18 protein-coding genes are annotated in these 18,239 nt (G+C 67.2%); 9 read left to right on the top strand and 9 right to left on the bottom strand.

The genetic code is table 11. The features are described from left to right. Positions 1 to 210 precede the first annotated feature (210 nt). From DPQ64_RS09010 to cofG, 4 genes are all read left to right on the top strand, one after another. Positions 211 to 1,389 (top strand): tubulin/FtsZ family protein, encoded by a 1,179-nt coding sequence (locus tag DPQ64_RS09010; RefSeq protein ID WP_115864025.1) that lies wholly within the window; start codon positions 211 to 213, stop codon positions 1,387 to 1,389. After that, complete coding sequence (locus tag DPQ64_RS09015) at positions 1,367 to 2,152, top strand: hypothetical protein (protein ID WP_115864026.1); 786 nt, start codon at positions 1,367 to 1,369, stop codon at positions 2,150 to 2,152. The genes DPQ64_RS09010 and DPQ64_RS09015 overlap by 23 nt, the downstream gene beginning before the upstream one ends. Positions 2,153 to 2,448: 296 nt before the next feature. After that, on the top strand, positions 2,449 to 3,180 hold the full coding sequence (gene cofC / locus DPQ64_RS09020; RefSeq protein ID WP_115864027.1) for a 2-phospho-L-lactate guanylyltransferase: 732 nt from the start codon (positions 2,449 to 2,451) through the stop codon (positions 3,178 to 3,180). Positions 3,181 to 3,216: 36 nt separating this feature from the next. Continuing rightward, positions 3,217 to 4,362 carry a 7,8-didemethyl-8-hydroxy-5-deazariboflavin synthase subunit CofG gene (cofG, locus tag DPQ64_RS09025; RefSeq protein ID WP_115864028.1) on the top strand — a complete coding sequence of 382 codons (1,146 nt, stop codon included), beginning with the start codon at positions 3,217 to 3,219 and terminating at the stop codon, positions 4,360 to 4,362. On the opposite strand, the gene DPQ64_RS09030 is transcribed toward cofG, so the two are convergent. Together DPQ64_RS09030 and cofH are read right to left on the bottom strand one after the other, a co-directional pair. After that, a complete protein-coding gene (locus DPQ64_RS09030; RefSeq protein ID WP_115864029.1) occupies positions 4,363 to 4,920 on the bottom strand; it encodes a metal-dependent hydrolase in 558 nt (185 codons plus the stop codon). It lies immediately after the preceding gene. 42 nt (positions 4,921 to 4,962) lie between these two features. Next, positions 4,963 to 6,408, bottom strand: coding sequence for a 7,8-didemethyl-8-hydroxy-5-deazariboflavin synthase subunit CofH (gene cofH / locus DPQ64_RS09035; protein WP_115864030.1), 1,446 nt, complete (start codon positions 6,406 to 6,408; stop codon positions 4,963 to 4,965). Between the two features lie 251 nt (positions 6,409 to 6,659). Here cofH and DPQ64_RS09040 point away from each other — a divergent pair, with 251 nt between their 5' ends. Next, positions 6,660 to 7,742 (top strand): phosphoribosylaminoimidazolesuccinocarboxamide synthase, encoded by a 1,083-nt coding sequence (locus tag DPQ64_RS09040; RefSeq protein WP_115864031.1) that lies wholly within the window; start codon positions 6,660 to 6,662, stop codon positions 7,740 to 7,742. Between the two features lie 364 nt (positions 7,743 to 8,106). Continuing rightward, entirely contained in the window at positions 8,107 to 8,721 is a 615-nt protein-coding gene (locus DPQ64_RS09045; protein WP_115864032.1) for a class I SAM-dependent methyltransferase, read from the top strand. A 38-nt stretch (positions 8,722 to 8,759) separates the two neighbouring features. Here the strand turns inward: DPQ64_RS09045 and DPQ64_RS09050 are convergent, their stop codons facing one another. The 3 genes from DPQ64_RS09050 to DPQ64_RS09060 all read right to left on the bottom strand — a co-directional run bounded on the left by DPQ64_RS09050 (position 8,760) and on the right by DPQ64_RS09060 (position 11,932). Beyond that, positions 8,760 to 9,098 carry a hypothetical protein gene (locus DPQ64_RS09050; RefSeq protein WP_115864033.1) on the bottom strand — a complete coding sequence of 113 codons (339 nt, stop codon included), beginning with the start codon at positions 9,096 to 9,098 and terminating at the stop codon, positions 8,760 to 8,762. Between the two features lie 152 nt (positions 9,099 to 9,250). After that, positions 9,251 to 10,810: an arylsulfotransferase family protein gene (locus tag DPQ64_RS09055; protein WP_115864034.1), complete on the bottom strand. Its 1,560-nt coding sequence runs from the start codon at positions 10,808 to 10,810 to the stop codon at positions 9,251 to 9,253. Positions 10,811 to 10,897: 87 nt separating this feature from the next. Then, on the bottom strand, positions 10,898 to 11,932 hold the full coding sequence (locus tag DPQ64_RS09060; RefSeq protein ID WP_115864035.1) for a formyltetrahydrofolate deformylase: 1,035 nt from the start codon (positions 11,930 to 11,932) through the stop codon (positions 10,898 to 10,900). Positions 11,933 to 12,170: 238 nt separating this feature from the next. On the opposite strand from DPQ64_RS09060, the gene purS reads away from it, so the two are divergent. Next, complete coding sequence (purS, locus tag DPQ64_RS09065; protein WP_115864144.1) at positions 12,171 to 12,425, top strand: phosphoribosylformylglycinamidine synthase subunit PurS; 255 nt, start codon at positions 12,171 to 12,173, stop codon at positions 12,423 to 12,425. After that, on the top strand, positions 12,422 to 13,099 hold the full coding sequence (purQ, locus tag DPQ64_RS09070) for a phosphoribosylformylglycinamidine synthase I (RefSeq protein WP_115864036.1): 678 nt from the start codon (positions 12,422 to 12,424) through the stop codon (positions 13,097 to 13,099). Before purS ends, purQ begins: the two co-directional genes overlap by 4 nt. Positions 13,100 to 13,287: 188 nt before the next feature. Here purQ and DPQ64_RS19770 read toward each other — a convergent pair whose 3' ends face one another. The 3 genes from DPQ64_RS19770 to DPQ64_RS09085 all read right to left on the bottom strand — a co-directional run bounded on the left by DPQ64_RS19770 (position 13,288) and on the right by DPQ64_RS09085 (position 15,702). Then, positions 13,288 to 13,413 (bottom strand): hypothetical protein, encoded by a 126-nt coding sequence (locus DPQ64_RS19770; RefSeq protein WP_269814477.1) that lies wholly within the window; start codon positions 13,411 to 13,413, stop codon positions 13,288 to 13,290. 649 nt (positions 13,414 to 14,062) lie between these two features. Further along, positions 14,063 to 15,148, bottom strand: a complete 1,086-nt coding sequence (locus DPQ64_RS09080) for an archaeosine biosynthesis radical SAM protein RaSEA (protein ID WP_115864038.1) — start codon at positions 15,146 to 15,148, stop codon at positions 14,063 to 14,065. 122 nt (positions 15,149 to 15,270) lie between these two features. Then, positions 15,271 to 15,702 carry a VanZ family protein gene (locus tag DPQ64_RS09085; protein ID WP_115864039.1) on the bottom strand — a complete coding sequence of 144 codons (432 nt, stop codon included), beginning with the start codon at positions 15,700 to 15,702 and terminating at the stop codon, positions 15,271 to 15,273. A 212-nt stretch (positions 15,703 to 15,914) separates the two neighbouring features. Here DPQ64_RS09085 and DPQ64_RS09090 point away from each other — a divergent pair, with 212 nt between their 5' ends. Next, entirely contained in the window at positions 15,915 to 17,846 is a 1,932-nt protein-coding gene (locus DPQ64_RS09090) for an aldehyde ferredoxin oxidoreductase family protein (protein ID WP_115864040.1), read from the top strand. A 29-nt stretch (positions 17,847 to 17,875) separates the two neighbouring features. On the opposite strand, the gene DPQ64_RS09095 is transcribed toward DPQ64_RS09090, so the two are convergent. Continuing rightward, positions 17,876 to 18,214 (bottom strand): hypothetical protein, encoded by a 339-nt coding sequence (locus DPQ64_RS09095; protein ID WP_115864041.1) that lies wholly within the window; start codon positions 18,212 to 18,214, stop codon positions 17,876 to 17,878. Positions 18,215 to 18,239: the final 25 nt, after the last annotated feature.

Here is an 18,239-nt window from a genome sequence, read left to right on the forward strand (position 1 = left end):
CCGTCAGTGATACGTCGCCGCGCGGATAAACTTAAAGGGACATGTTCCCTAGCTGTTGGTGATTTTCCAACCGTTGGGAAACGACCCGTTTCCCTCGGGCGATTTGGAGTAATCGGTCGTTTCCGTTCGACGCCGACCATCGCCGAACGGACCAAAAGGATTATGAGGCCTTCGTGGTTGTGTTTCTCCCAACGGAGTACGGTTCGGAAAATGAAGCTCGCAATGATCGGTTTCGGGCAGGCCGGTGGGAAGATCGTCGACAAATTCCTGGAGCACGACCAGCGGTCGGGCAGCTCCATCGTACGGTCGGCAGTCGCGGTTAACTCCGCGAAAGCCGACCTGATGGGGCTCGACCGGATCCCCCAGGAGCAACGTGTCCTCATCGGTCAGTCCAGAGTCAAGGGGCACGGCGTCGGCGCAGACAACGAGCTCGGCGCGGAAATCGCCGAGGAGGACATCGACGAGATCCAGGGCGCGGTCGACACAATCCCGGTTCACGAGGTCGACGCGTTCCTGATCGTCGCCGGGATGGGTGGTGGTACCGGTTCCGGTGGGGCACCGGTCCTCGCCAAACACCTCAAACGCATCTACACCGAGCCGGTGTACGGGCTCGGCATCCTGCCCGGAGGCGACGAAGGTGGGATATACACCCTCAACGCCGCGCGGTCGTTCCAGACGTTCGTCCGCGAGGTGGACAACCTGATGGTGTTCGACAACGACGCGTGGCGACAGTCCGGCGAGTCCATCGAGAGCGGCTACGCCGAGATCAACGAGGAGATCGTCCGGCGGTTCGGCATCCTGTTCGGCGCGGGGGAGATCGACGGTGACGAGGAGGTCGCCGAGAGCGTGGTCGACTCGAGCGAGATTATCAACACGCTCGCCGGCGGCGGCGTCTCGACCATCGGCTACGCGGCCGAGGAGGTCGAGAACAACAAGTCCGGCGGCGGCCTGCTCTCGCGATTCACCGGTAACGAGGACGACTCGATGGACAGCGCCAACACCACCAACCGCATCACGAGCCTCGTCCGGAAGGCCGCGCTCGGCCGGCTCACCCTTCCCTGCGAGATCGAGGGGTCCGAGCGCGCCCTGCTCGTTCTGAGCGGTCCGCCCCAGCACCTCAACCGGAAAGGGATAGAGCGCGGGCGGAAGTGGCTCGAAGAGCAGACCGGTTCGATGGAGGTCCGGGGTGGCGACTACCCGGTCGCGGACTCGAACTACGTCGCCAGCGTCGTCCTCCTGTCGGGGGTCAACAACGTACCCCGCATCAAGGAGCTCCAGGAGGTCGCCATCGAGGCCCAGGAGAACATCGACGACATCCGGGAGGAGAGCGAAGAGAACTTGGAAGAGCTAGTGGAGGATGATGACGATGAACTCGAACCGTTATTCTAGGCTACTCACGCTCCTGCTCGCGGCCACCCTCCTCGTATCGGCGGTCAGCCCCGCCGCCGCGCTGTCGGTGTCGGCCAGCGACGCGCCCTCCGAGGCCGAGGTCGGCGAGAGCGTCGAGACCACGTTCACCGTCGAGCGACCGTTCAGCGAGTACGACTCGTGGACGCTGAACGGCGAAACGAACCTCACCGACGTGACGTGGACCGTCAAGCTGTACGACCAAGGCGGCGACAAGTTGAACCAGACGTCCTACGACGGACAGTCGTTCAACCACTCGCTCCAGCAGAGCGACGCCTTCGAGATCGAGGTCGTCGTCGAAGGGACGGTCGCCGAGGTGGAGTCGTTCAACTACGACCCGCCCCAGCAGACGCTGCTCGCGGAGCTGAATCAGGTCCGCGAAGGCGGCAGTAGCGACTCCCTCGACTCCTGGGCCTTCCGGCCGTACACCCAAGACAGCGACGAGGCCCGCGACGCTATCGCAAGCGCCGAAGGGACGATAGCCGACGCCGAGGATAGTGGCGCGAGCGTCTCGGAGGCCACCAATCTGCTGGACCGCGCTATCTCGGCGTTCGACCACGGCAACTTCGAGAACGCGAACAGTCTCGCCGGCGACGCCGAGGAGAGCGCCAACTCGGCCCAGCAGTCGAGCCAGCAGACCCAGATGCTGCTGTACGGCGGCCTCGGACTGGTCGCGCTGGTGCTGGTGGTCGGTGCCGTGTTCTGGTACCGCTCCCAGCAGGACGACTACGACAAACTGGGTTGACGAGGCTTCGTTTCCGAACCGTCTTTTCGCGTCGCGATGGACTCGAACGCGACGGTGGAGTCCCATTTTTTCGCCAGAGCCGAGCCGAGGAGCTTGCAGGCGGCGCGTGGAATCGTCACCGCGAGGGGCGCGCCGCGCTCCCGCCTCGACCCCTCGCGACTGCGGTCAGGGCACACCACCGTTTCGTCCCGCTCTCGGATTTAAAATCTTGGACGGCCGCTCCGCTCTTCGCGCGTTCGCTCTCGCGACTGCATTCCACAGGTCCTTAACCCGTGGCGAGCGAGGATGGAGGTGAGATGCGAGTCGTCGTGCCGTACGCCGCGCGTGAGCCCAAGACCCGGTTAGCCGACGTGCTGTCGCCCGACGAGCGCTCGGCGTTCGCCGCGGCGATGCTGACCGACGTGCTCACCGCGGTGCGAGCGGCCGGTCGAACCCCGGAAGTGTTGGCGACCGCGCCGGTCGACGTGGACGCGCCGGTGACGGTGGACGACCGACCGCTCACGGAGGCCGTAAACGCCGTGCTGGCCGAGGCGACGGGCGAGCAGGGGATGGACGAACCGGTCGCGATAGTGATGGCCGACCTCGCGCTGGCGACCCCCGACGCGCTGGCGCGGCTGTTCGAAACCGACGGCGAGGTCACCATCGCGCCGGGTCGGGGCGGCGGCACGAACGCGCTGGTGGTCCGCAGTAGCGAGTTCCGGGTCGACTACCACGGAACCTCGTTCCTGGATCATCTGGAGCGAGCGAGTGAGGTTGGGGCCGAGGTCGAGGTGGTGGACTCCCATCGGCTGGCGACCGACGTGGACGAGCGCGCTGACTTGGCGGAGGTGTTGATCCACTCCTCGAGCGAGGCGCGACGCGCCTCGGAAACGCGAGTAGCGAGGGACGGAGTCCCTCGTACCGTGCGAGCGGGTGAGGCCCGGGAGCAGACGGTGGAACCGCGAGCAGGCGAGTCGTTCGAGTGGCTGAAGGCAGCGGGGTTCGCGCTGTCGAGCGACGACAGTCGAGTGGGCGTGGTCCGGGAGTAGCAATCGTTTTCCGGTCCGCACGGGAATGGAGAGCCGATGGCAGGTGCCGACATTCCGGGAGCCGACGAGTACGACGTGAGCGTCGCCATCGACGAGTCCGATGTCCAGCGACTCCTCGACGTCGGCCCGGAAGACGTCGCGCCCGCAGACGAACTCACCTTCGCGAAGAACGTGTTCGTCCCCCTCACCACCGCGTGTCGGTACACCTGCACCTACTGCACCTACTTCGACCCGCCGGGCGAGGCGTCGCTGCTCTCGCCCGAGGAGGTCCGGGACATCGTGGAGACGGGCGCGGACGCCGGCTGCACCGAGGCGCTGTTCACCTTCGGCGACGACCCCGACGACCGCTACGACCGCATCCACGGCCAACTCGACGAGTGGGGCCACGACTCCATCCACGACTACCTCCGAGAGGTCTGCGAGATCGCGCTCGACGCGGGGTTGCTTCCCCACAGCAACCCCGGCGACCAGACGCGCGAGCAGATGGCGACGGTCGTGGACGTGAACGCCTCGATGGGCGTCATGCTCGAAACAACCGCCGACGTGGCCGCACACGCCGGCCCGCGCGAGAAGTCGCCGGGCCAGCGTCTGAACACGCTCCGCAACGCGGGCGAACTCGGCGTCCCGTTCACCACGGGCCTGCTGGTCGGCATCGGCGAGGACTGGCGCGACCGGGCCGAGAGCCTGCTCGCCATCCGGGACCTCCACGAGCGCTACGGCCACATTCAGGAGGTGATCGTCCAGAACGTGGTGCCGAACGAGCGCTCGACGTTCGACCAGCCCTCCGTCGAGACGATGCGCCGGGTGGTCGCGATGGCTCGCTACTGTCTCCCAGAGGCGGTCTCGGTGCAGGTGCCGCCGAATCTCTCGCCGACCCGCGAACTGCTCGACTGCGGCGTCGACGACCTCGGGGGCGTGTCGCCGATCACGGACGACCACATCAACCCCGACTACGAGTGGCCCGCGCTGCGCGAACTGGAGGACATCGCCGAGTCGGCCGGCGTCCCCTTGCGCGAGCGCCTGCCGGTGTACGAGCGATTTCTGTCCGAGGACGATTCTAGGACGAGCGATGATTCTGACCCGAACGAGGAGTGGATCTCCGACCCGATTCGCGACGCGCTCGGTGCCGACGACGAGGCCGGCGAGCGCTACCGCGACGTTCTCGACGGTACTGCATCTTGATTAGCGCAGGTACCGCATCTCGACGTCCGGCAGTCGCTTCCTGACCGCCACGTACACCACCGACACCGAGAGCGCGGCGACCGTTAGCCGGCGTACCCAGCCGTCGAACAGCACGAGTCCCGGCAGCGAGAAGACGGCCGCCAGCAGGAGGTCCTCGGGAGCGCCGTCGTAACGGATCCACCGGCGAGCCCGGACCCAGCGACCCGCCGGGTGGACGTACACCCCGCGGTCGTCGGTGGCCTCCCACGGTCGGAGTTCGAGGCCGCCGCCCGCCGCGTCCGCGACGCAGTGGACCGCCGCGGACAGCAGGAAGAAGGCGCCGGCGACCGTCGATTGTTGGGGAGCGAACAGGACCACGAGCGCGGCGACGAGCGCGGCCGCCGAGTAGTAGACCGGGAAGTGGAGCGTCCGGCGGTGCTGGCCGCCGAGCAGGTCGAGGTCGGGAAACGAGCCGCCGAAAAAGCCCGCGAGCGCGGCGGCGAGCGCGAACTCGGGCGCGACGACGACGAGCGGGGCCGCGAGTGCGACCCCCATCGCGGCGTGGGTGGTGTTCATCATCCGCGTTGGTCCTCCGGTCGCGGCGTGGATTCGACGGGCATCTCAGTCGTCCGCCGGCGAGGGGTCCTCGGCGGTCGCTGGTGTGGCCTCGGCGTCGACCATCGGGGTCCCGTCGGCGGCCGGGGCGAGTTCGGGGCCGAACGGCGGGTCGTCGGGGTCGATCTCGCGCAGCTGTCGGTAGTCGGTCGAGCGCTCGACGGGCGTTCGGCCGATTGCGGTGATCATCTCGACGTACTCGGCGACGCTCCGGAACTCGCCGAACTCCCCGCCTGCGCGCTTGGTGATCTCCTCGCTCAGGATGGTGCCCATGAAGTCGTTCGCCCCGCAGGACAGCATCTTGAGCCCCTGCTCGTCGCCGTACTTGACCCACGACGACTGGACGTTCTCGACGTTGTCGAGGAACAGTCTGGAGACCGCGATCATGAGTTCGTCCTCGTGGACCGTCGCGCCGCCCTCGATCATCCCCCGCTCGTAGAGCGGCGTGTTCGGATGGACGAACGAAAGGGGCACGAACTCCGTGATCGCCCCCGTCTCGTCCTGGAGGTCCCGGACTCGCTTCAGGTGCATCGCGCGGTGGGCCTCGTTGTCGACGTGGCCGTACATGATGGTCGCAGTCGTGTCGAGGCCGACCGACGCGGCGGCCTCCATCGCGTCGAGCCACTCGTCGGTGCCGATCTTGCCCGGGCAGATGACCGACCGGACCTCGTCGACGAGAATCTCGGCGGCGGTGCCGGGCACGCTGTCGAGGCCCGCGTCGGCGAGGCGGCCGTACACCTCCTCGTACGACCAGTCGGTGCCCCGGCGGGCGTGGTAGGCCTCCTCGGGCGTCATCGAGTGGAGGTGGACGCCCTCGACGTTCATCGCTTCCATCTGCTCGACGTAGGTGCCGGGGTCGGTCACGTAGGCGTCGGCGGACTTGTAGTTGAGGTCGCCTCGGTCGCTCGATTCGAGGATGGCTTTGTGCTCGTCGTCGAGCGCCAGCGCGGGATGGAGGCCGCTGACCGACGTGACCTCGTAGATGCCCATCTCGCGGGCCGACTCGACGACTTCCCGGGACTCGGCCGGCGTCTTGGTGAACCCGGCGTGGTCGGTTTCTGCATCGGCGTCTCGCGGTTCCGCCGCTCGACCGTCCGCGTCGCTTTGCGACGCGCTCTCGAAGTTCTCCGCGGTGTCCTTGAAGTTGCAGAACAGACAGCCCGTGTTGCAGGCCGTGGTGACGTTGTTGTTGAGGTTGGCGACGAAGGTGACGGCGTCGCCGACCACCGCCTCACGACGGCGGTCCGCGGCCTCCAGCACCCGCTCCTTGCGGGCGAGGTCGATGCCCTCGCTGTCGGTGCCCGTGGTCAGCAGTTCGATGGCGTCGTCGACGCCGAGTCGGTCGCCGTCTCTGGCCTTCGCCAGCGCCGTCTCGAACGACCGGTCGGTGTCGGGCACGTGCTCGAAGTCGAACGCTTCCCGCGGAACGTTCGTCGGAACCGCGTCTTCCATCACCGGGGACGAGGAGTGCGAGGGGTAAAAACCGCCGGGTTACGGCAGTGTGGTCTGGATCGCTAGAGGCTCCGGGGCAATCTATGGCCGACTCTACGGCCAGTTCATGCGCGAACGTGCATACGTCCGGCCGTGCTCGGGGCGGCAGTCCACACGGGAATGGAAACGCCTTAGTCCGGCGGCGGCGACCCCTCGCACATGACCGACAAGCGGGTGCGGCCCAGAGCCGCCACCGCACGGAGGCGGTCGCAGTGACCAGCGTGAAGGAGTTCCGGGTCGAGTCGGAGCCCACGGCGGACTCGCTCGGCTCCGGAGCGTTCGAGTTCACCGACGACTACTCGGTGTTCGACTGGGGCAAGATGCCCGACGAGATCACCGACAAGGGGGCGAGCCTCTGCTCGATGGGGGCGTACAACTTCGAGCTACTGGAAGCCGAGGGCGTGCCGACCCACTATCGGGGCGTGGTGAGCGAGGCGGGAAGCGCCTCGGAGGGTCGAGCGGGGGGCTCCGACTCGCGAGACGAAGACACCGAGTCCGGCGACGTCGTCCCGCTCGCGGAGGCCGACGAGCCGCCGACCGGGATGGCAATCGACCTCACGCAGGTGCCCGACCTGCCACGCGACGGCCGCGACTACGACTACGACGCCTACTTCGCCGACGCCGGAGACAACTACCTCGTCCCGCTGGAGGTCGTCTTCCGCAACAGCGTCCCGCCGGGGTCGAGCCTGCGCAAGCGCACCGACCCCGCCGACCACGGCCTCGACTTCCCGGAGTGGCCCGAGGGCGTCGTCCAACTGGAGGAGCCCATCGTGGAGTTCTCGACCAAGTACGAGGAGAGCGACCGCTACCTCTCGCCGAGCGCGGCCGACCGCATCGCCGGGAAGGCGGCGGTCGAGGACCTCGAATCGCTCGCCCGCGAGGTCAACCGCGTCGTGACCGAGCGCGCGGCCGAGGCTGACCTCGTCCACGAGGACGGCAAGATCGAGTGTCTCTACCTGAACGGCGAGGTCCGGGTCGCCGACGTGGTCGGCACCTTCGACGAGAACCGCTTCAGCTACCACGGCCAGCAGGTCAGCAAGGAGTTCCTCCGCCAGTACCACAAGCGCACCCAGCCCGACTGGGTCGACGCCGTCGAGGACGCCAAAGCGGAGGCGAAGGCCCGCCACCGCGCCGACTGGAAGACCCTGTGCGACCGCGAACCCGAACCGCTTGCCGACGAGGTGATCGAGGCGGCCCGCGACCTCTACGCCGCCGGGACGAACGCGTACATCGACCGCGACCTGTTCGATGCGCCGCCGCTCGACGAGGCCGTCGCGGCGGTTCGGAACCTCTGAGTGGGAAGTAATCGACTTGACGGCGAGCCTGCCACTGATTTTTGGTATCTCTCGAACCCTAGACGTACCACCCCGGCGCGCGTTTGGGCGCGGCGCACGGCTGCGCCGCGCCCTAGCGTGCGAGGGACGAGCATCGCAGGCCGAAGGCCGAGAAGCGCAGGAGGCTGGGGAGGTCTGAGGCCCGCGGTCGCGGTGCTATGCGGTTTCTCCGATGCTCAAGCGATAGCTAGCGTCGGGCCGTCGTTTCCCGCGTTCGGAGTGCAGCAACAATTCCCACAGCAGCCAGTGACTTTTGATAACGCAACTCAGAGACGCGAAACGCTTACCAGCCGACCTCACGAGAATTCCGACACCGAAAAGACTCATGACCGACCAGAAGCGCGCAGTCCAGGACGGCTACGACGAACTCGCCGACGAGTACGACTCCCGGCGGAGCGACGACCCTGCGTTCCTCGACGAATTCCGCGAGCGCCTGCCCGCCGACGCCCGAGTCCTCGACGCGGGCTGTGGCGCGGGGCGGCCGGTCGCGGCGTCCCTCACGGCCGACTCCGACCTCGACCTCGTGGGGCTCGACATCTCGCGCGAACAGGTCCGGCTGGCCCGCGAGCACGCGCCGCGCGGCCGGTTCGCGCAAGCCGACCTCGCCCACCTCCCGCTGGCCGACGACGCCGTGGACGGCGTGGCCGCCTACCACTCGGTCATCCACGTGCCGAGCGACGAGCACCCCGACGCCGCCCGCGAGTTCGCGCGCGTCCTCCGGCCGGGCGGCCACCTGCTGATGACGGTCGGCTCCGCGAGGTGGGAAGGTGCCAACGACGACTGGCTCGACACCGGGGTCGAGATGCAGTGGAGCGTTCCCGGCCCCGGCGAGAGCGCGTCGCTGCTCGACGCCGCGGGCTTCGAGGTGATCTGGCGGCGGGTCGTCGACGACTCGTTCGGCGGCGAGGCCTGCTTCGTGCTGGCCCGGAAGTCTGGGTGAGGCGCGACGATAGCTTGACCGAGCCTCGACCGGTCGATTCAGGGGACGGCCACGCTCACGGAGTACGTCTCGTTTCGATACCGGACGTACTCGTGTTCGACCCAGACCTCGTGGTCGACGCCGGTCGGCACCCTCGCCGAGGGATACGATCCGTTCATCGCTCGCTCGAAGGTGTTCTGCTGGCGAGGTGTTAGCTCCTCGAAGTCGATTACGCGGTCCGGCGTCGGAGCGACGGACTCTTTCTCGGCGGTCAACAGGTACGAACCGAGTTCGGTTTCGCTTGGGTCGTCGCCGCCGAACGGTTGGAGACAGCCCGAAAAGAGCGAGAGCACGAGAACGAGGGCGAGGACGGTTCTGGAGCAGTGGAACTGATCCATACGATAGCAACCTCACACGTGTCGATAAATTTTCCCGTTCCGTCGAGGTATCCATCTCCAGATCGGTTGCCGAGCTACCGCGAATTACGTGGAGAGTCACGCGTTGCCGACTGGTCGCTCGTCGGTGCGGAACTGACAGCGTGAGACTGACTCTACTTCCGCCGTGAGAGCGACACCGGACTCCGGACCGACGCGGTCCACGACGACCAGTAGGCCTCCGCAGCGAGCCAGAGCAGCAGCGTGAGCACCAGCACGCCGAGCGCGAGCAGCTCCGGGCCGGCCATCCAGACTGGCGTGACGTACATCAGCGCGTTCGCGGTCCGACCGGGCAACAGGCTCTCGACGACCTGCCACGCGCGTTCGAGCGCACCCGTGACTCCGGACTCGACCGCCAGTCCGTCCTCGCTATCGGCGCTGTCCCTGGCCTCGGCTTCGCCCGGCCCACCTGCTTCACCGCCGTCCCCGCTCGCACTACCGTCACCGGTCGCACCGCCGCTCTGCGACTGGAGGTCGGCCGAGGCTGCGGAGGGGCCGCCCGTGCTCTCGTCGCCAGTCCCGAGTCGTTCGGACTCGTAGGGGAACGCTACGTCGACCTGCCAGACGATCTCGCCCGCCTCGTTCACCTCGACCACGCGGTTCCCGTTCGAGTCGGTGATCAGCGTGTGGCCGTTCGGCAGTCGGTCGGCGTCGCGGGGCCACTGTGCTCGGGCGTCCGACCAGACCCACGACCGCTCCCACTCGCCGCTGGTCCGCCACTCGCCGTCGCCCCCATCGCTCCCGCCGCTGCCGTCGCTCGCGTTCGTGCGCTGGTACTCGACCACCCGGTCGTTCTCGGAGTCGCCGATCAGGACTGCGGGCCCGCCCTGCGACTCCGGAATGTAGTCGGGGTTGTGCTGCTCGTAGAGTGTGTCGTGGTCGCCGTCCTCGCCGAGGGTCATGTTCTCGATCACGCCCGTTTCGGGGTCGAGGAAGACGACCTGATCGTGGTTGCGAACGCTGACCATCAGCGTCCCGTCGTCGAACCGCGGGCTGTCGTCGATCACCTCCACGTCGTTGATGTGGGTCCAGTCCTCGGGGTACGGGCCGCCGCTCTCCAGCGGGAAGTGGCTCCGGGCGTCCCACGACCACTCCACGAGTTCCGTGGTCGTGTTCACCACGAACACCCGGTCGCGAGCGATGTCGGCGACCGCGAGCCGGTCCTCGCTCACGCGGTCGACGTCGTGCCACCGCGTCGAGTGCTTGCCGGGCGTGATTCTGGCGTACAGCCGGTTCACCTCGCCGGTCGAGAGGTTCACGCGCTCGACCACGTTTCGAGTGCAGGCCTCTCCGCTGCCGCCACACTCCGACGCCGGGAGGTGGTCGGCCGCCACGGAGAGAACGGTCGTGCTCTCGTTTCCGACGGGGCTCAGGTCGGGATCCACGGGGTCGACGTCCCAGTAGCGCGTGTGTGAATCGTCGTAGTACAGCACGCTCCCGTTCGGCGCGAACGCCACGAGTTCGGCTCGCGCTCGCGGTCCCTCAGCAGACTCGCCGAGCCACGTGTTCGAGTCGGTGGCGATCACCGTAACGTCGTCGCGCGCCCCGGCGTCGAACGCGGGGCGACCCGCCTCCGACCCGGCGGTGTCGGCCGAGAGGTATCCCGAGGCCACCACGAACGACGACGCCACGACGAGCGCGACGAACAGCACTCTCACGGCATCCCGAGAACGCATCGCCTCCCGGTTGCGGGCGTGTCGTCTTTGTTATCCACCGACTAGTCGAACCCATCGTCACGTTACCGCCCGAGGGCGGCGGGTATTTTACTGCCGGGCCGTCGACTCGGCGACTTCCTCGGCAGTCTCGGGGTCGGTGGGCTCCTCGTCAGCCTCCGTCTCGGCGACCTCTCCGTCGGCCTCTCGCGGGGCGAGCCCGTCGTCGGTCGGCCGGTCGGGCGTCTCGCGGTCGAGTTCGGACGGCATGCCGAGTTGGTAGCCGTTCGTGCTCTCGCGGAGTTCGGTGCGGCCGCGGTGGACCGTCACCGCGCGGTCGAGGTGGAGCTGGACCGCCTCCAGCAGCACCTCGGCTTCGAGGGGCTGGCCGCGCCGCCTGAGCTCCTCGACGGCCGCCTTGTCCGGGACGTTGAACGCGCGCTGGGCGACGATTGGCCCCTGGTCGAGGTCGGTCGTGACGTAGTGGGCGGTCACCCCCGCGATGCGGACGCCGGCCTCGCGGGCCTGCCGGTAGGCCTTCGCGCCGGGGAACGCGGGCAGGAGGCTCGGGTGGACGTTGATGATGCGGCCCTCGTATCGGAACACGACGTTCGGCCCGAGGATGCGCATGTACCGGGCGAGCACCACGAGGTCGACGTCGTACTCCGCGAGCACGTCGAGCAGTTCGTCCTCGTCGGGGTTGCCGCTCTCGTCGCCAACGTGGTGGAACGGGATGTCGTACTCCTCGGCGACCGGTCGGAGGTCGGGGTGGTTGCCGACGACGACCGAGAGTTCGGCGTCCAGCGTCCCGTTCTCGCGGGCCTCGCAGAGGCGTTCGAGGCAGTGAGACTCCTTTGTGACCAGCACCGCGATGCGGCGGGTCTCCCGGTCGGCTGGGAACCGGACCCGCACGTCGACCGCGAGGTCCTCGCCGAGGCCGTGGAGTTCTGCGCGGAGGTCCTCCTCGGTGGCGTTCATCCCTGTGGTGTCGACGTGCATCGTCATCCGGAACAGCCCGTCCTGAACCGCTTGATCGATGTCCTCGATGTTGATTCCGCGCTCGAAGAGCAGCGAGGTCACGCCAGCGACGAGTCCGGTGTCGTCGTCGCCCACGACGGTGATCTCGGTCAACTCGCGCCGGCTCATCGTCTCACCCGATCTGCAGTCGCTTTCTGCGTAGGCATCCGCTCGGCGGTCGCTAACTGCATAGAGATTCTAGCCTGCTCGGAGGGCATGAGTGTAGGTTCTAACGGGCCGGAGAGCCAAAAAGGGCGGGCTTGGTGCAAGACTTCCTCACGTGGAGGCCCTCGAAGAGGTATTCACGTTCGTGGAACGAACTCGGATTCCGAAAGGGCTTTTGAGCATGGACGACCACACCGACACGATGACTGGCTACACCGCCACGGTCACCGTGCGCCTCAAGCAGGGCGTCCTCGACCCCGAGGCCCAGACGACCCAGCGGGCGCTGGAGCGACTCGGCTTCGAGCTGGACGCGCTCCGGTCGGCCGACCGGTTCGAACTCGACCTCGACGCCGAGTCGGCCGAATCGGCGGCCGAACGCGCCGAGGAGATGGCCGAGCGCCTGCTCGCGAACCCGACCATCCACGACTACGAGGTCGCGGTCGAATCCCGAGAATGACGGTTGCAATAGTCCAATTCGGCGGGAGCAACTGCGACCGCGACGCCGAGCAGGCCCTCTCGCATCTCGGAATCGACGCCGAACTCGTCTGGCACGAGGACGGCCTGCCCGACGACGCTTCGGGGGTCGTGCTCCCCGGCGGGTTCTCGTACGGCGACTACCTCCGGGCCGGAGCCATCGCCGCGAACAGCCCCATCGTCGGGGAGGTCCGTGAAGCCGCCGAGGCCGGGACGCCCGTGCTCGGCGTCTGCAACGGCGCGCAGATCGGCTCCGAATCGCGGCTCACGCCCGGCGCGTTCACCACCAACGCGTCCGCACGATTCCAGTGCGAGCACGTCCACGTCCGGGTCGAGAACGCCGACACGCCGTGGACCCAAGCCTACGACGAGGGCGCGGTGCTCGAACTCCCCATCGCCCACGGCGAGGGCCGGTTCGAGATCACGGACGACCGGATGGCCGCCCTGAACGACGAGGACCGCGTTCTCTTCCGATACTGCGACGCCGACGGGACCGTCAGCGACGAGGCCAACCCCAACGGCTCGACGGAGAACGTCGCGGGTGTGGCCGGCGAGCGCGAGAACGTCGCGGTGCTGATGCCCCATCCCGAGCGCGCCAGCCTGCCGGACGTGGCCCCGACAGACGGACAGGGTATCCTCCACGGATTCGAGAACTGAGTATCGACTCTATTTTGCAGTTCCGCGACAATTTCGATTCGACAGTCGATCACGCCTTCGAGCGCCGACCGCGCGCGACCAGCAGTAACCAGACCACGCCCACCGCGAGCAGCCACGCCAGTACGACGACCGCCGACCACGCCGAGATGGGTTCGACCGATACCGTCATGCGTCGAACTCCAGTTCCGTCATCGCTCTATCGAGACTGGTTCGTCGGTCGCGATCCACTGGTCGTCGGTCTCCGCGCTGTTGCGGATCTCTACCCAGCCGTTCGAACAGAAGATAGTTTCGTAGTCGCCCCTTGCCTCGGACATCGTATCCGACACGCCGTGTGGGCGGCGCGGCGCACTCCCCGGTCGCCGCGCGTCGCCGCCGACGTGCCACCCCCGAGAGAATCGGTGGACGGACGACGACTTTGTTATCCGGTGGATAGCCGGGGTGTAGGTCGGCCTTAGCCGAGTGAACGCCTCGTTGAAGCGTCGTAAGCCGACGCCTCCGTGGAGAATGGTCGGTCTGGACGACGACAACGACGCGGAGGCGTGGCTCCGGCTGCGCACCGATTTCGGGACGGAGCCGAACCCTGCCGCCAGCCTACGGACGGCTCGCGACTACGAAATCTCGGTTCGTGTCGGTGACCGGGGCGAGACCGTCGGTTCCGGCGAACTGGCTCGACTGCAACGACACGATAACGAACGCTGCGGTTCGATCTCGTGGCGATAGCGGTGTTTAGTTCGTTGGAGCTAGCTACTGCCGAGGCATATGAGAGACCGCACCGCCACCGCGGGCCTCACGCGTCCCCAGCCTCCTCACTCCAACGCTCACGTCGTTCGCTCGTCGTTCGTCCCTCGCACGCTAGGGCGCGGCGCGTGCACCGCGCCCAAACGCGCGCCGGGGTGGAGAGGTCTCTGTCGAGCAGTTCGGCGGGCGAAAACAGGGCCCTCAGTAGCGTCCAGACTCGACCGTCTAGCGAGCCAGCGGCAGACTGTAGCTAGTCTCGCGCTCGACCACGACCTCCCACGTGGCCTCGCACTCACAGGAGACCTCCGAGAAGACGCTCGGATCCTGCCGGATGTCGAAGTCCTTGATGGCGGTCTGGACGCGGTCGTCGCAGTCGCCGCAGTTGTGCGGCCCCCGGTCGCTGCCGTGGCCCACCGGGTCCGAGACCACGATGGCGTCGGCGTCCGCGGTGTCTTCGAGCACTTCGGCGACCGACCAGAGCCACGGCGGGCGGTAGCCGTCCCGGAAGTAGAGTTCGTCGACCATCGTGTAGCGCTGGACGTTGGTCGGGTTCATCGAGACGGTGTGGGCGTACTCCGCACAGCGCCGGACCGACGACTTCATGTCCTCGATGGCTTCGGACTCGCTGAGGAACGGCGGCTTCATCAGGAGGTAGGCCTTCACGCCGGCTCCGGCGGCCTCGGCGTGCTCGCTGGCCTCGATAAAGTCCGCGAAGTCGAAGTACTTGTTCACGCAGTCGTGGCGCACCCGGTCGGTCGCGGTTTCGAGGCCGATTGCGACGTCGGTGTCGAGTCCCTGCTTGGTGAAGTCGGCCAGCTTCTCGCGGTCGACGAAGTCGGGCAGGCTCTCGACCACGATTCGCTCGCGGTCGGCGAACGTCTCGGCGATGGCGCGGCGGGTCTCCGCGCCGACCTCGCGCTCGTCGAGGAACGACCCGGAGGTGTAGATCTTGATCAGGCCGGACTCGCCGTCGGCCTCGCCCGAGTCGATCTGCTCGCGCTCGTGGGCGAGGCAGGCGTCGATCTGGTCCATCAGCGCGTCGTGGGCCACCGACCCGCCCTCGACCGACTCCGCGACGTAGCCACACATCGTGCAGCCGCCGGCGCGCGCCCACCGACACCCGCCGGTGTTGAGGATGATGGTGAGGCTCTGGTACACCCCGCCGGGCGTTCGGTCCTCGTCGATCCAGACCCGCGTTGGCTCGTGGGGGTCGTAGGTCTCGTCCTTCTGGGCCCGGATGTCGCGCATCACCGTGTTGTGGGCGTCCATCCCGCGCCCCTGCTCGTACGCGTCGGGACTCGGCTTGCTCATTGCCAGAGGGTAGTGGTCGGGCGTGTAAAGCGGCTTCGGGATACTCGCCGGTCACTACGCCCCGGTCCACGACGGCTCCTCGGCGTTCACAGAACGTCGTCTCGCGGACTCTCCAGTAGTAACTACAACTCCGCCTCCACGGCCGGTTCCACGCCCGACTGGCGCAGGACGCCGACGAGCGCGCGCCACGCTACCACGCCGAGTCCCGCACCGACCGCGTTCGCGGCCATGTCCGCCAGCGAGAAGGACCGCTCGGCGAGCGGGGCCTGCGCGAACTCGACGCCGACGCCGTAGCCGACCGAGAGCAGCACCGCGAATATCACGACGCGCGCGGTGCGGGCGCGCGGCGCGAACGCGTTCGCGAGCGTGACCGCGAGCCCGGCGTAGGCGGTCGCGTGGAGCCACTTGTCGATACGGAGCACGCCGAGCGGCCCCATCGAGGGGAGGCCGCTCGACGGCGAGGCGAGCACCGAGGCGTAGAAGATACCCCCCGCGACGAACGCGACCGCTGCCCAGCGGAGCCAGCGCGGCGGGCGCACTGCGTCGAAGTTCATCGACCAGCGGTTCGCAACCCCGGTGGTAAAAGGCGGCGGTCGAGGCCAGCAGTCGAAGCTGACGGTCGAAGGCAGCGGTGTTCGGAGGCGCGGCGGTCGTAGACGAGGGTCCACCGCCGCCCGTCCGGTGCAGTCGGCGTAACCGGATTTGGTTACCCGATCAAGGGAATCACTAACACATTGGCGGCCCAATATAATTATAGGACGTTACTATGACTGACCTAGGCGGATACCACGACCACGTCGCCCGCGTCGACCTGAGCGACGAGGGAGTAGACTACGAGAGCGTCGACGACGACGACGCCCGGAAGTACATCGGCGCGCGGGGACTCGGCGTGAAGTACGTGTTCGACAACGGGGTCGACGTCGATCCGCTCGGCCCCGACAACCTGCTCGCGTTCATGAACGGCCCGCTCACCGGCTCGCAAGCCGTGATGAGCGGTCGGATCGCGGTCGTCACCAAGTCGCCGCTCACCGGCACCGTGACCGACTCGCACCACGGCGGCTGGTCGGGCGCGCGGCTCAAGTGGGCCGGCTTCGACGGCCTGCTGTTCGAGGGGAAGGCCGACGACCCCGTCTACGCGGTCGTGGAGGACGGCGAAGTCGAGTTACGGGACGCCTCGCACATGTGGGGCTGGGGCGTCCACGAAACGATGGACGAGATCGAAAACGAGATGGCGGGCGCGTACGGCAAGAACCTCTCGGCGATGGCCATCGGCCCCGGCGGAGAGAACGGAGTCAAGTACGCCTGTATCATCAACGAGGACGACCGGGCGTCCGGTCGCGGGGGCACCGGCGCGGTGATGGGGTCGAAGAACCTCAAGGCCGTCGTCGTCAAGTCCGCGACCGACATGCCCAAGCCCGCCGATCAGGAGACGTTCCGGAAGGGCCACAAGCAGGCGATGCAGGTCATCCAGGAGTCGGACGTCACCGCGCCGAACGAGGGCGGGCTGTCGATGTACGGCACGAACGTCCTGATGAACGTCACCGAGGAGATGGACGGGCTGCCGACGCGGAACGCCCAGTACACCTCCACCAGCAGCGAGGCCGAGGACGACCCCAGCGAACCCAACATCGACGCCGAGAACGTCTCCGGCGAGAACGTCCGCGAGAACATCCTCGTCGACGAGCCCACCTGTCACTCCTGTCCGGTTGCGTGCAAGAAGGAGGTCGAGGTGCAGGTCCACCACAAGGGCGAGGACCACAACGTCCGGATGGAGTCCTACGAGTACGAGTCGGCGTGGGCGCTCGGCCCCAACTCGATGTCCGACGACCGCGACAAGGTCGCGATGATGATCGACCGCTGTAACGACATGGGCATCGACACCATCGACACCGGGAACACGATGGCGATGGCGATGGAGGCCACCGAAGAAGGCCACCTCGACCAAGGATTGGACTGGGGCGACGCCGACACCATGATCGAGATGATCGAGCGCATCGCCCACCGCGATGACGACCTCGCGGACCTGCTGGCCGAGGGTTCGATGCGCGCCGCGGAGGAACTGGGCGACCCCGACATGAGCCTCGACGTGAAGGGCCAGACCATGGCAGCCTACGACCCACGCTCGATGAAGGGCATGGCCATCGGCTACGCCACCTCGAACCGCGGTGCCTGCCACCTCCGCGGGTACACCCCCGCCGCCGAAATCCTCGGCATCCCGGAGAAGGTCGACCCGCAGGACCCCGACGGGAAGGGTGAACTCTGCGCGACCTTCCAGAACATGCACGCCATCAGCGACTCGTTCGACATCTGCAAGTTCAACGCGTTCGCGGAGGGCGTCGAGGAGTACGTGCTCCAGTACAACGGCATGACCGGCCTCGACGTGAGCGAGGAGGAACTGATGAAGGCGGGCGAGCGCATCTACAACCTCGAACGGTACTTCAACAACCTCGCGGGCTTCGACGGCAGCGACGACGACCTGCCGGTCCGGTTCGTCGAGGGCGAGGCCGAGGCCATCCCCGGCCAGGGCGGCTCCGAGGGCGAACTCGTCGAACTCGACGAACTCAAGCAGGAGTACTACGATGTGCGCGACTGGGAGGACGGCGTGGTGCCAGACGAGAAACTGACCGAACTCGGCATCGACGTAGGGCCGGGAACCGGTGTGAGTCGCGGCGGTGCGGCAGCATCCAGCGACGACTAAAACGCGTTCTCTTTTCGAGAGCTGATTGCTTACAACGTCTCTGCCCGTTTGACGATAACGTCGAGATCGCGCTCGTACGTCGTATCGCGTTCGCCGACGCCGATACACCAGAGTGTGTCGGCCCTTCTGACGTAGTCCGCGCGGTAGTCCGACTTTCCAATTCGCTGGCGGTACAGCGTTTCGTTGCTTCCGGTCGTGAGCGGGGTCACGTAGTTCCGAAAGTCCGCGTCCCACGTTTCGACTTTCGACTCCGGTTTTCGGATTCCGCTGTCGTCATCCTCGAGGATTCGCTCCTGCTCGGGAGGGTCGAACTGTTCGAGATCGTCGTAGACACTCTCGTGTACGTGTACGTAATCGACGTTGTGCATACGAACCAGCGAAGAAACGACTGAG

Source organism: Halorussus litoreus (genome assembly GCF_003382685.1).
Classification (GTDB): domain Archaea; phylum Halobacteriota; class Halobacteria; order Halobacteriales; family Haladaptataceae; genus Halorussus; species Halorussus litoreus.